Here is an 11,949-nt window from a genome sequence, read left to right as displayed (position 1 = left end):
TGCACCGGAAGCGGGGATCAGCCGTCAAGGATTGCCACGAGAAGGTAAAGGATCAGCATCCCCGCGAGTGCCAGCCCCATGGGAAAGTCGCGGCGCCGCCAGCTCTCCCAGTCTGCGGCGGCGCTGCGGAATACGGGCACGAGGCCCAGCCCCCGATGGCTGGCGAAGGCGCCGAGAAGGGACGCGGCCAGCAGGCCGATGGCGAGGCGCAGGTCCGCCAGGGCGAAGAACGGCGCCATGGCGGCGGCGAACTTGGCGTCGCCCGCGCCGACCATCCGGCCCAGGTTCATCAGGAAGCCGATGACCAGCACCACCAGCAGGTGAAGCCCGCGCCAGAGCCAATCCTCGAACGGAAGCGCCATCGGCCCGACGGCCAGAAAGACCAGCGTCAGCGCGATGACCGCCTTGTTCGGGATCTTCATGAATTTCATGTCGCTCCACGCGACCCAGAGCGCGATCGGCACGACGAAGGGCAGGAACCAGAGCGCCGCCGTCGGAGAGGTTGCCACCAGATCCTGCATCATCAGCCCGCGTCGAGCGCCTCGAGGCTGCGGACGGCCGCCTCGAAATATTGCGGATGCGTGTCGATCGCCGATTGCAGCAGACCCTTGCCCACATTCACATCGCCCTTCTTCACCGCGGCCAGGGCGAGCGTGTAGATCAGCTCGGCCCGCTCCTTCTGGGTCATCTGGATCACGGGAAGGTCGTATTTCCGCTGGGCGCCGCGGGCCAGCACGAGGTTGTTCTTGGTGGTGAACGAGGTCGGGTCGTAGGTCAGCGCCTCGTAGAACAGCCGCTCGGCTGCGGCCGCATCGCCGCGCGTCAGCTTGGAGAAGCCCCAGTTGTTCAGCACGCCGGCGGGCTGGGTCGTCATGCCGACGGCGGTCTCGTAGAAGCTGTCCGACTTCTTCCACTGCTTCTGGCTGTCGGCCACCATCGCCTCGAGCCGATACCGCTGGAAGGTTTCGTAGGTGGGGGGAATGCTGGCCAGCTCCTGCTCGGCCCGGCTCCAGTCATTCGCGCGGATCAGCGCGTCGGCGAAGGCCACGCGATCCTCGTTCGTGCCCTCGTGGGTGTTGACCACCTGACTCCAGACCGTGGCCGCCTCGGCCGGACGCTGCGCGCGCACCAGCGACTTCGCCAGCCCGCGCTTGAGGTCGATCCGGTCCGGGGCCTTGTCCACGGCGCCGCGGAAGTAGGCCACCGCCTCGTCCGGCGCCCCCACGGTCAGCATGATGTCGTTGAGATTGCTCTCGTCGATGATGTTGACGCCCTTCAGGGCGCGATCCACATCGGCATCGCGGCCGCCACAGGCGCTCAGCATGGTCGTGCCGACAAGGCACAAGGCGGTCAGGACAGGGTGGCGCATGTTCTTGCGTCCTCTTGCTGCTCGATCCCGGTCGTCCCCTAGAGCTGCGAAAGCAGCACATACTGCCCTTGCCCGCGCCGCACGAGGGAGAACTCGTGTCGCTCTTCCTCTTCGGGATAGACGGTCGATGCGCTTTTCGCGATGGCCCGCTGCAGATTTTCGCGGATGGAGTCCGTTGCGCCACTGTCGAGCGCGAAGGCCTGCTGAAAGACAAGCCTCGCCTCGGCCGTCCGTCCCCGCTCCATCAGGACCACGCCCAGATTGTTGACAGCCGGCACGAAGGCCGGATCCAGCCGGATGGCCTGCCGCAGCAACTGCTCGGACTGGTTCAGCCGCCCGAGCTGCAGGTTCGCCGAGCCGAGCGCCGAGAGGACGTCGGCGTTGATTCCCTGTTCGGACGCCGCGCGGAGGTAGGCGCGGAGGGCCAGCTCGGCCTCGCCCGCCGCCAGAAGCCGGTGCCCGACCAAGAGCCCATCGACGCCGTTCCGACCTGGATCCACGGCAAAGGGTGCATTCCGCGCCGCCGCTTGTCGGGACAGCGCGTCCGGCGCACCGCAGGCCGCAAGGATCACGCAGGAAAGGAGGATCGGCAGGCCTCGGGTCACGTTCTCTCACTGTCCGCCCAGCTGCGTGGCGATGCCATAGACCGAAGGGCCGATCAGGATCAGCATCAGCGGTGGCACGGTGAGCATCATTGTGCCGAGGGTCAGCTTGGTCGGCAAGGTGTTTGCCTTTTCCTCGGCCCTCATGACGCGTTTGTCGCGCATCTCGGAGGAATAGACGCGGAGCGCCTCGGCGATGGAGGTGCCGAAGGTCGCCGACTGGATCAGCGTCGTGACGAAGGAGGACACGTCGGGAATGCCCACCCGCTCGGCCATGTCCTTGAGAACGGCGACGCGCTCCTTGCCGGCCTTCACCTCATGGGCCACCATCTCGAACTCTTCGGCAAGCGCGGGATAGCCTGACGCCGACTCGCGCGCGACCCGCAGGATCGACTGATCGAGCGACTGGCCGGCCTCGACGCAGACGAGCATCATGTCGAGCGCATCGGGAAACCCTGCGACGATCTGGTCGTGCCGCTCCTGCGCGCGGCGCTTGATCCAGTAGACGGGCAGGTAGTAGCCGATCGCACCGGGCAACAGGGTGTAGGTCACCATCTGCTGCATGGTCAGCGGCGCGGTGGCCGAGGCCAGCAGCGCATAAAGCACCCCAAGCACGAGAAAGCCCACGCCGAGCGCGAACTGGGCGGCGTGGAAGGCGCGCACCGCCCCCTTCGAGCGGTATCCCGCCCGCATCATCTTGAGGCGCGAGGCGGACAGCTCCTCGGCCGTCTTCGGCTCGAGCAGGTTGGCGAACCGGTCGAGCTTTTCGCTGCCCGACGAGCGCCGCAGCGCCTGGCTTGCCGGTGCGGCCCCGAGCGTGCGCTGCGCCTTGATCCGGTCGAAGGGCTCGTCGCGCTTCTTCAGCATGACCGGAAGCGTGAAGGCGATGAGCAGGATGCCCAGCATCCCCATCGCCATCAGCGGCCCGAGCGGGCCGAAGCTGTCGATCAGGTAGGCTTCGAGACGGTTGATGAGGTCCATCGGCTCATACCTTGATGTTGACCATGATCTTCATGAAGATCACGTTGGCGACGAGAAACGCGCCGACCACAAGCGCCGCGGGGATGAAGAGCGGCGTCTCCTTCACGCCGTCGTAGTAGTCGGGCTTGAGGACCGAGATCGTCACCAGCGCCACGATGGGGAAGGCCGAGAGGAAGGTGCCCGACCATTTCGCCTCGGCCGTGATGGCCTTGACCCTGCGGAAAAGCTTGAAGCGCGAGCGGATCACCTTGGCCAGGCCCTCGAGGATCTCGGCCAGGTTGCCGCCCGACTGCTGCTGGATGTTCACCGCGACCGCGAGGAAGCGAAGGTCCTGGCTGTCCATCCGTTCGGCGAAGGCCCGGATGCATTCGGCCACGTCGCGGCCGTAGGCGGCCTCGTCCGCGATGACGCCGAATTCGGTGCCGAGGGGGTCCGGCACCTCCTTTGCGACGATCTGGATGGCAGATGAGAAGGGGTGGCCCACGCGCAGCGACCGGACCATCAGCTCGACCGCGTCGGGCAGCTGCTCCTCGATCAGCGCCATGCGCTTCTTGGCCTTGTTGTTCACCCAGACATAGACCGCGCCCACGCCCATGAAGATTGCTACCGCCACCCGCACGGCGGGCGAGGCGGCCGTCCCGATCGTCAGGCCCATGTAGGCCACGCCCGAGAGCAGCACCATGATCGCCACCAGCGCCTTGGGCGAGAAGGCGATGTTGGCCTTCTGTGCCTTCGAGGCCAGCACCGCATAGAGCGGGATGCCGCGGGCGTTCATGTGCTGGCTCATCTCCTTGCGGAGCTGTTCCAGCACCTGCTCGCGGTTCTGGTTCTTTTCCAGCAGGGCGAGCCGTCGGCTGACCCGTGAGTTGAGGCTGATCGACTTGCCGAAGACGGTGAGGTAGATCCCCTCGACCAGCAGCAGCACCGCCACGAAGATCAGGATGTAGATGATGGGTGCCGCGCTCAGCTGCATGGGGCCCTCAGACGATCGGTTCGTAGATGGAGGCGGGCAGGTTGTAGCCCCACTGGCGGAAGCGGTCCGAGTAGTGCGAGCGCACGCCCGTCGCATTGAAGCGGCCGATGATCTTGCCCGACGGCTCGATCCCGAGACGCTCGTAGCGGAAGATCTCCTGCATCGAGATCACGTCGCCCTCCATCCCGGTGATCTCGGTGATCGAGACCATCCGGCGCGAGCCGTCCTGCAGGCGGCTGGCCTGCACGATGAGGTTGACGGCCGAGGCGATCTGGGCGCGCACGGCCTTGATCGGCATCTCGATACCCGCCATCGCCACCATGTTTTCCAGGCGGCTGATGCCGTCGCGGGCCGAGTTGGCGTGGATCGTGGTCATCGAGCCGTCGTGGCCGGTGTTCATGGCCTGCAGCATGTCGATGACCTCTTCGCCGCGGGTCTCGCCCACGATGATCCGGTCGGGGCGCATCCTGAGCGCGTTCCTCAGGCAGTCGCGCTGCGTCACCGCGCCCTTGCCCTCGACGTTCGAGGGCCGGCTTTCCATCCGCCCCACATGGACCTGCTGAAGCTGAAGTTCAGCCGTGTCCTCGATGGTGAGGATCCGCTCGGAATTGTCGATGAAGGAGGACAGGGCGTTCAGAGTGGTGGTCTTGCCCGAGCCCGTCCCGCCCGAGACGATGATGTTCAGGCGCGTCGCCACCGCGGCCTGCAGATAGGCCGCCATCTCTTCGGTGAAGGCGCCGAAGCGCACGAGGTCCGGGATGCCCAGCTTGTCCTTCTTGAACTTGCGGATCGAGACCAGCGAGCCGTCCACCGCGATCGGCGGCACCATCGCGTTGAAGCGCGAGCCATCGGCGAGGCGGGCATCGACATAGGGGGTCGATTCATCGACGCGCCGGCCCACCGCCGAGACGATCTTGTCGATGATCCGCAGCAGGTGCCGCTCGTCCTTGAAGGTCGTGTCGGTCAGCTCGAGCCGGCCGCCGCGCTCGACGAAGATCCGGTTCGGGCCGTTCACGAGGATGTCGTTGATCGTCTCATCCTTGAGCAGCGGCTCGAGCGGGCCGAGGCCCATCACCTCGTCGTAAAGCTCCTGGTTGAGGATCGTGCGCTCTTCCTTGTTGAGGACGACGCTCATCTCCTCGAGCGCCTCGCCGCAGATGGCGGCGATCTCGGTGCGCAGGCTGGATTCGGACGCCTTCTCGAGGGCGGCGAGGTTGAGGTTGTCGAGCAACCGGCGGTGAAGCTCGACCTTCAGCTCCATCAGCCGTTCGCGACGCTTCTTTTCCTTGTCGCTTGCGATGGCCTCGGCACCCGGACGCGGAACGGACGGGCCCGGGCGCGCGGGAACGGGCTTGGCCGGGGCGGGCGCGGCCGGAGCGGTGACCGACGGCGTCGCCGCCCCCACCGCCGCCGAGGGCGCGGGCTTCTGGCCGTCGGGAGACTTGCGGTAGCGCGAGAACATTCAGGGCACCTTCCGGTTCATCAGGCCTTGGCGGCCTCGGCGGTTCGGCTGTGGTCGTGGAGGGACTTGGCCAGTTTCTGCAACTCGCGCCGGAGCGGGTTCTTGGCGGACGATTCCGAGAGGGGAAGGCCGTGATCGTTCGCCTGCGTCACCGCGGCGCCACCGTCGGGCAACTGAAGCTCGATCGTGATGTCGAGGCTTTCGGCCATCCGCTTGACCCGGCTCTTGGCTGAAAGATCGGTGAAGCGCGGCGCGCGGTTGAGGATGAAGCGGAGCTTATCGTGCGGCAGGCTTTCGGCCTTGAGGGCGCGGACCAGACGCAGCACGTTCTGCGCCGACCGGAGGTCAAGCTCCATCATCGCGAAGTAGGCGTGGGAACGGGCAAGCACCGCCTCGGTCCAGGAGGTGACGGTGGTGGGCATGTCCACCACCACGAAGTCGAAGTTGGCATGGGCCATGTCGAGCAGCCGGCCGACATCCTCGGCCGTCACGATGTCGAGGGGCAGCATGTCGGGGGGTGCCGTGAAGACATGCAGCTTCTCGTTGAAGGTGATCATTGCCTGCAGGAAGCTGTCGCTGTCGGCCGATTCCGTGTCCGACAGGATGTCGAACACCGATTCGCGCCGCGGCAGGTCGAGGTAGGTCGAGATTGCGCCGAACTGGAAGTCGAGGTCGATCAGGCAGACCCTCGGCGCGTCGGTCCGGGTGACGGTGGCCAGCTCCCACGCGAGGTTGCAGGCGAAGGTCGAGGCCCCCACACCCCCCGCCATGCCATGCACCGGCAAGAGGATCGCGTCGCGGTCGCCGCGGGCCTTGAACGTCGGCGCATGGGGCGTGCCCGGGGCCACCGGCACCGCGGCGGGCAGGTCCGACACGGGCGGCGGCGCCTTGCGGATCCGGTCGATCGCCTCATGCAGCGCCCCCTCGGGCAGGGGGTAGGGGACGAAGTCATCGGCCCCGAGTCGCAGCAGCTGGTGCAGCGCGATCGGGCTGACCTGATCGGCGATCAGGATGATCTTGATGCCCTTGTCCCGCGCCGTGCGGATGATGTCCGTCAGCCGCGCGAGGTCGCCCTCATCCTCGCCATCGACGGCCAGGGCCACGAATTCCAGCGTCCGCGATTCGGGCTGGCGGAGAAACAGCTCGGCATCCTCGAACGACAGGTCGCCCCAGCTCTCGCCCAGCTCGATCTCCATGTCGTTGATCAGGATCTCGAAATTCTGGACATCGCGCGAGATCGTGCAGGCCACGATCGGCGCCGGATCCGGTTGAAGCGTCGCCACGCTGTTCATCCCAACAAGTCCTTCCCCTGGCGGGCGCCGGAACGGGTGACGATCGTCAAACCGATTTCGGACCCGAGCGGCCCTGAACACCCAAAGCTGCGGCACGAGCCGACCTGCCGCACCGACTGTTTCCCATTGCGCACATGGTGCTGCGCAATGGTGGCAGGAATTGGGCTAAAAAAACGTTATTGTTTGATGGGGAGGCGGGGCCCTGCGAGGGCCCCGTCCGTCAGCCTCCGGGGGCGACCTGAGTGGCGATCACGCGGTTGGCCGGATGAACGCGCGTCGCGCCGCTTACATATTCCCGGAAGACGACCGCCATGTACTTGCCGTTGATCGACATCCCCCGGCCCGCGACGAACCCCGAGACCTCGGTGACGGTGCGGCGGTTGCGCTCTTCCGGTGTGGCAACGGGAATCACCGGCCTTGTTTCGCCATAGGAAACAAGCGCCTCCAATCGTGAGGGGCTGATGCCTTGCGAGGCGAAGAAGGCGACCACCGCCTTGGCGCGCCGCAGGCCCAGAGACTTGTTGTAGGCGGCCGATCCCACGAGGTCCGTGTGGCCATAGACGCGGAAGCGGACCTCGGGGAATTGCCGGATCCAGTTGGCCTGTTCGCGCAGGACGCGCTGCGCCTCCGGGGTCAGCCGGGCGCTGTCGAACGGGAAGGTGATGGTCGGCTCGACCTCGGACGCGAACCTCTGGCCGAGCGCCTGGGTCGCGTCGATCTCGCCCATCTGCAGGAGCGAGTTGTTCATCGTGGCGTTGCCGAAGGTGCCGTCGTTGATCTCGGACGAGACCGGATGGTCACCGCAGGCCGCAAGAAGGGCAAGCGGTGCGGCGAGGAGGGAGCTGCGCAGCATCTTCATCGCTCACTCCATCACATAGCCGTAAGAGCCGCTGAAATCCTGCCGCGCGACCTCGCCCGCGGCCCCCCGTCCGGTGACGCGCCCGAAGAGGAACAGCTCCTTCTCGGAGGGCAGCTTGATCCGGTCGGTCGGCAGGGCCAGCGCCTCGCCGCGGGTGGGGGTCACCAGATGCGGGGTCACGATGATGACCAGCTCGCTCTGCGATCTCTGGTATTCGGCGCTGCGGAACAGCGCGCCGAGGATCGGGATGTCACCCAGCCACGGCACCTGACCGTTGAGATTGCGGAAATCGTCCTGCAGGAGGCCCGCGATGGCAAAGCTCTCGCCGTCGCGCATCTCGACCGTCGTCGAGGTCTCGCGCCGCTTGAAGGCGTTGATGGTGAAGCCCGCGCTTTCGAGCGACACGGTGTTGTCGATCGAGGAGACCGCGGCATTGATCATCAGGTTGATCTGGCTGCCGTCCACCACCACCGGGGTGAAGTTCAACTCGACACCGAAGGGCTTGTATTCGATGGCGATCTTGTCGTCGCCGCTTGCGACCGGGATCGGATATTCGCCACCGGCGAGGAACTTCGCCTCCTGTCCCGACAGCGCGGTGAGGTTCGGCTCGGCCAGCGTGCGCACCACGCCCTTTGATTCGAGCGCCTCGAGCAGGACCGAAAACTCCAGCGCCCCGACCGAGAACCCCAGCCCGAGCGCGCCGGTCGCCGCGGTGGTGATCGGCTTGCCCGACGGCGGGATGCCGTTCTGAAGCAGCGTTCCGGTGCCGCCGATCACCGAGCCCGATCCGTTGCGGGCATAGATCGACGAGCCGAGACTTTTTGCCACGGACCGCTGCATCTCGGCGAACCGCACCTTCAGCATGACCTGCTGCGTGCCGCCCACGCTCATGAGGTTCGAGACGCGGTCGGGCGCGTAGCGGTTCGCCAGATCGAGCGCCCGGTCGAGCCGCTCGGCGCTGGTGACGGTGCCCGAGAGCACGATCCCGTCGTTGGCCGTGCGCACCTCGATGTTCTCGCCGGGCAGGATCTGGCGGAGGCGTTCCTTGAACTCGGCCACGTCGGGCGTGACATGAACATCCACGTTCGAGATCAGCCGCCCATCGGCGCCCAGCAGCGTGAGCGTCGTCCGCCCCGGCGCCTTGCCCAGCACATAGATGGAGGTTTCCGAGAGGGTGGAGATGTCGGCGATGCCCGGGTTTGCGATCGACAGTTCGGCAAAGGGGCGGTCGCTCTCCACCACGACGGCGCGGTTCATCGGCACATTGAGCGCCCCGGAGGCAGAGCCCTCCATCACCCGCAGGGTCTGGGCCGAGACGGCCATCGGTGCGGCGGAGGCCATGAGCGCGAGCGCGGCCATCCCCATCCGAAGTATATGGTTCATGCTCATCTGGCCTGCCTTTCGGATGCCGCCTCCCCGCAGGTCTTGTCGCCCACGCAGGCCCGCACGATGACGCATAGCGCAAATCAATTCAATATTCATGGGTTTGCAGGTGAAGATGCATGTGGACAACCGGCAACACAGAGCGTGGCCTGTTCGCTTCCTTGCACGAAACGGGCGGTCGCCCTCGCCGCACGGCGGTCAGAGTCCTGCGGACAGGACACGGAAGACACAGGGGTCCGACACCAGCTCCGGCGGCGTCAGGCACAGGCCCTGGGCCACCTGCCATGCGGCAAGAACCTTCGGCACATAATCCCTCGTCTCGGCGTAGGGCGGCACGCCGCCGTTCGCCCGCACGGCCCCCTCGCCGGCGTTGTAGGCGGCCAGCACCATCAGCGGATCGCCTCCGAACTCTCCCATCAGCCAGTCGAGATAGGCCACGCCGCCGCGGATGTTCTGCGCCGGGTCGAGCGAGTCGGTGACGCCGAAGCGCCTCGCGGTGGCGGGTATGAGCTGCATCAGCCCCTGCGCTCCGGCCGAACTCACCGCGTTGACGCGCCCGCCGCTTTCGATCCCGATCACGGCCAGCACCAGCGCCGGAGAGACGCGCGTGCCCAGCGTGGCCTTCAGGATATCGAGCCCGTATCGCTCGGCGATCTGCTGCATGTGCTGCATCCTCGGCGCGCGCACCGCGGCGCCCCCGGGCCCCTGCGAGAGGTTGGCCAGCGCGAGCGGAAAGCGACCCTGCACCGCCGCCAGTGCGACCGGCACCCGGTCCCAGAACCAGCCGTAGGAGGCGCTGCCCGGGGTAGGACCGGGGTTTATCCCCGCCGTCCCCGGCTGAACGGGCGCTTCTGGCGCCTGCGGCGGATCGGGCCTGCGCGGCTGGACCTTGGGAAGGGCGGCCAGCCTGCGCGCCTGTTCTGCGGGGTCGATCTGCACCGTGATCCTCCGCGAGGCTCCCTCGCCCGGAGGCTTCACGCGCCGGAAGGTGAAATCCCCGGACGGACCGAGTTCGGCCCACGCCATGCCGGGCACGGCCAGCGCCGCGGCGAGAAACAGCAAGCCTTTCCGGGTTCGCATTGCAGGACTGTCCGCTCGTCTCGGTTTTCCGGTGATTCTAGAAGGAGCCGGCGCCTGGAGCCAGAAGTTGCGCCGCCTTTCCGCCGAATTCGCCGAAAATGGGACCGAATCCCCACAGTCCGCCCCCATGCCCCGTCCTTGCCGCGGGTGGATTATCTTTCGGATGCAGGTGCTTGCCCTTGGATGGGCCCCACCGACTTCCGTGCCGCAAAAAACCTGCGGGAGACCAAAGTGCCGCCACATTCGACAGGCTAATTGAGCCCATGCCGAAGCGGAAACCTGACCGGGCCAGACCGGGAAGAGCGCACCGAACCGGCGGCGACAGGATGAACCTCAAGCAAGGGTTGGAACCATGAAACTGCTGAACATCTTCAAGAACTTCCGCAATGACGAAGACGGCGCCGTGACCGTCGACTGGGTCGTGCTGACCGCTGCCATCGTTGGCCTTGGGCTGCTGGTGATGGGCACGGTTTCTGACTCGCTCTCCGAAGCGGCTGACAAAATCGCAAGTGGTATTGACGACGCCACCAAAATTGGTGTCCCCGCCGACGAGGATTAATCTAACTCTTGGTGACATCGAGCGAGGGAATCAAAAACGGCAGTGGGACCGCATAATTTATATGCGGTCCCGGCTATCTAATCGTCTGCTCATTGGGTGCTGCATGAAGTGGCTAATGACCTTCCTCCGCGACGACGATGCTGCCGTAGCGATAGATTGGGTTGTTCTGACGGCAGCTGTTGTCGCATTGGGGGTGTTGAGCAGCCTCGCGACGTTTGACCGGGTCGTCTTGGCAGTTAGTGGGGTGTCTCATGGTATCGCGTCCGCTGTAAGTGAAGGAGGCGGTCCCTGATACCCTATCGATTTGTCGGAAACGGCGGCGTCTTCGCGTTACGCGCATTTGGTGCCGAGAAGCCTATTGGTTTGGGATGAAAAGATGCGTGCAGCATTTGCGCTTGTTTTGATGATTGGCATTGCTCTCGCAGGCTTTGCCGTCTACATGGCGCAGGGCTATATCAGCCAGACCCAGATCGCACTCGAGAAGGAGCGCGAGGCGCGCAAGAGGCTCGGTCCGATGGTCGAGGTCTTCGTGACGAACAAGCCGCTGAACTACGGTGCGCCGCTCTCCAGGGACGATGTCCAGAAGATCATGTGGCCCGCCAATGCGCTGCCCGTGACGATCTTCAGGGATGAGGCGGCCCTTTTCCCCGACACTGGCAAGCCGCGCTACGTCCTCCGCCAGATGGAAAAGTTCGAGCCCGTGCTGGCGGTGAAGGTGACGGAGCCGGGCATTGAGGCCGGTCTCCGGCTCGCGAACGGGATGCGCGCCTTCGCCATCAAGGTGGATGTGGCTTCCGGCGTTTCAGGATTCCTGCAGCCGGGTGACCGCGTAGACGTCTACTGGACGGGCGCCGGGGCCAGTGGCGAAACCACGCGCCTGATCGAGAAGACGATCCCGATCGTCGCGGTGGACCAGACGGCGAATGCGGATCTCGCCACGTCGGCGATCATCGCGCGCACGGTGACCGTCGAGGTCTCGCCCCAGCAGGTTGCGCGCCTCGCTCAGGCACAGGCGACCGGCCGCCTCTCGCTGTCGCTGGTGGGACGTGACGATACGACCGAAGCGGATGCCGCTCCGGTCGATACCCGCATCCTGATCGGCGAGCCGGACAGGATCGTCGAGATCGAGGAAAAGCCCAGCTGCACCATCCGCACCCGCCGTGGCGCAGAGCTTATGGAAAGTATCCCCTGTACTAACTAGTCCGGCCTGAACAACCGTAAGTGGTGGATCCAAGGCGATAAACCCGAGGTTTCGGTGGCCATGGGCTGCAGTATTTCATAGGATTCGGCCCGGAACCCCCGAAGTTCGACAGCAAAAGGCTGGATTTGGCCTGCTCGCTCGCGCCACCCACGTCTTTTCAATGGGTTGAGTGGAGGTAGGCGCCTCGG

General features: G+C 65.8%; 12 protein-coding genes. 2 read left to right on the top strand and 10 right to left on the bottom strand.

Features of this window, described 5'->3' with window-relative positions:
* Positions 1-17: 17 nt before the first annotated feature.
* The 10 genes from FG154_RS14600 to FG154_RS14555 all read right to left on the bottom strand — a co-directional run bounded on the left by FG154_RS14600 (position 18) and on the right by FG154_RS14555 (position 10,001).
* Positions 18-521 (bottom strand): prepilin peptidase, encoded by a 504-nt coding sequence (locus tag FG154_RS14600; protein ID WP_145109509.1) that lies wholly within the window; start codon positions 519-521, stop codon positions 18-20.
* 2 nt (positions 522-523) lie between these two features.
* Positions 524-1,369: a tetratricopeptide repeat protein gene (locus FG154_RS14595; protein ID WP_145109401.1), complete on the bottom strand. Its 846-nt coding sequence runs from the start codon at positions 1,367-1,369 to the stop codon at positions 524-526.
* 38 nt (positions 1,370-1,407) lie between these two features.
* Positions 1,408-1,974, bottom strand: a complete 567-nt coding sequence (locus FG154_RS14590; RefSeq protein WP_145109398.1) for a tetratricopeptide repeat protein — start codon at positions 1,972-1,974, stop codon at positions 1,408-1,410.
* Positions 1,975-1,980: 6 nt separating this feature from the next.
* Positions 1,981-2,952 carry a type II secretion system F family protein gene (locus FG154_RS14585; RefSeq protein ID WP_145109395.1) on the bottom strand — a complete coding sequence of 324 codons (972 nt, stop codon included), beginning with the start codon at positions 2,950-2,952 and terminating at the stop codon, positions 1,981-1,983.
* A gap of 4 nt (positions 2,953-2,956) precedes the next feature.
* The gene (locus FG154_RS14580; protein WP_145109392.1) at positions 2,957-3,925 is read right to left on the bottom strand and encodes a type II secretion system F family protein; all 969 of its coding nucleotides are present in this window, start codon (positions 3,923-3,925) and stop codon (positions 2,957-2,959) included.
* A gap of 7 nt (positions 3,926-3,932) precedes the next feature.
* On the bottom strand, positions 3,933-5,387 hold the full coding sequence (locus tag FG154_RS14575) for a TadA family conjugal transfer-associated ATPase (RefSeq protein ID WP_145109388.1): 1,455 nt from the start codon (positions 5,385-5,387) through the stop codon (positions 3,933-3,935).
* Positions 5,388-5,407: 20 nt separating this feature from the next.
* On the bottom strand, positions 5,408-6,679 hold the full coding sequence (locus FG154_RS14570; protein ID WP_145109385.1) for a CpaE/TadZ family protein: 1,272 nt from the start codon (positions 6,677-6,679) through the stop codon (positions 5,408-5,410).
* 220 nt (positions 6,680-6,899) lie between these two features.
* Positions 6,900-7,538: an OmpA family protein gene (locus tag FG154_RS14565; protein WP_101340057.1), complete on the bottom strand. Its 639-nt coding sequence runs from the start codon at positions 7,536-7,538 to the stop codon at positions 6,900-6,902.
* Positions 7,539-7,541: 3 nt separating this feature from the next.
* Positions 7,542-8,927 carry a type II and III secretion system protein family protein gene (locus FG154_RS14560; RefSeq protein ID WP_145109382.1) on the bottom strand — a complete coding sequence of 462 codons (1,386 nt, stop codon included), beginning with the start codon at positions 8,925-8,927 and terminating at the stop codon, positions 7,542-7,544.
* A 192-nt stretch (positions 8,928-9,119) separates the two neighbouring features.
* Entirely contained in the window at positions 9,120-10,001 is an 882-nt protein-coding gene (locus tag FG154_RS14555) for a lytic transglycosylase domain-containing protein (protein WP_145109379.1), read from the bottom strand.
* A gap of 352 nt (positions 10,002-10,353) precedes the next feature.
* On the opposite strand from FG154_RS14555, the gene FG154_RS14550 reads away from it, so the two are divergent.
* A complete protein-coding gene (locus FG154_RS14550) occupies positions 10,354-10,560 on the top strand; it encodes a Flp family type IVb pilin (RefSeq protein WP_145109376.1) in 207 nt (68 codons plus the stop codon).
* A gap of 376 nt (positions 10,561-10,936) precedes the next feature.
* The gene (gene cpaB, locus FG154_RS14540) at positions 10,937-11,761 is read left to right on the top strand and encodes a Flp pilus assembly protein CpaB (protein WP_145109370.1); all 825 of its coding nucleotides are present in this window, start codon (positions 10,937-10,939) and stop codon (positions 11,759-11,761) included.
* Positions 11,762-11,949: the final 188 nt, after the last annotated feature.

The organism is Cereibacter sediminicola, from assembly GCF_007668225.1.
Lineage (GTDB): Bacteria > Pseudomonadota > Alphaproteobacteria > Rhodobacterales > Rhodobacteraceae > Cereibacter_A > Cereibacter_A azotoformans.
This window is presented reverse-complemented; position numbering and strand designations above follow the sequence as displayed.

What these genes read in the sequence shown, in the direction of transcription:
- FG154_RS14550 (WP_145109376.1), top strand. Translation starts at nt 10,354, where the DNA reads ATGAAACTGCTGAACATCTTCAAGAACTTCCGCAATGACGAAGACGGC.
- FG154_RS14580 (WP_145109392.1), bottom strand. Translation starts at nt 3,925, where the DNA reads ATGCAGCTGAGCGCGGCACCCATCATCTACATCCTGATCTTCGTGGCG.
- FG154_RS14575 (WP_145109388.1), bottom strand. Translation starts at nt 5,387, where the DNA reads ATGTTCTCGCGCTACCGCAAGTCTCCCGACGGCCAGAAGCCCGCGCCC.
- FG154_RS14595 (WP_145109401.1), bottom strand. Translation starts at nt 1,369, where the DNA reads ATGCGCCACCCTGTCCTGACCGCCTTGTGCCTTGTCGGCACGACCATG.
- FG154_RS14600 (WP_145109509.1), bottom strand. Translation starts at nt 521, where the DNA reads ATGCAGGATCTGGTGGCAACCTCTCCGACGGCGGCGCTCTGGTTCCTG.
- cpaB (WP_145109370.1), top strand. Translation starts at nt 10,937, where the DNA reads ATGCGTGCAGCATTTGCGCTTGTTTTGATGATTGGCATTGCTCTCGCA.
- FG154_RS14560 (WP_145109382.1), bottom strand. Translation starts at nt 8,927, where the DNA reads ATGAGCATGAACCATATACTTCGGATGGGGATGGCCGCGCTCGCGCTC.
- FG154_RS14585 (WP_145109395.1), bottom strand. Translation starts at nt 2,952, where the DNA reads ATGGACCTCATCAACCGTCTCGAAGCCTACCTGATCGACAGCTTCGGC.
- FG154_RS14570 (WP_145109385.1), bottom strand. Translation starts at nt 6,679, where the DNA reads ATGAACAGCGTGGCGACGCTTCAACCGGATCCGGCGCCGATCGTGGCC.
- FG154_RS14565 (WP_101340057.1), bottom strand. Translation starts at nt 7,538, where the DNA reads ATGAAGATGCTGCGCAGCTCCCTCCTCGCCGCACCGCTTGCCCTTCTT.
- FG154_RS14555 (WP_145109379.1), bottom strand. Translation starts at nt 10,001, where the DNA reads ATGCGAACCCGGAAAGGCTTGCTGTTTCTCGCCGCGGCGCTGGCCGTG.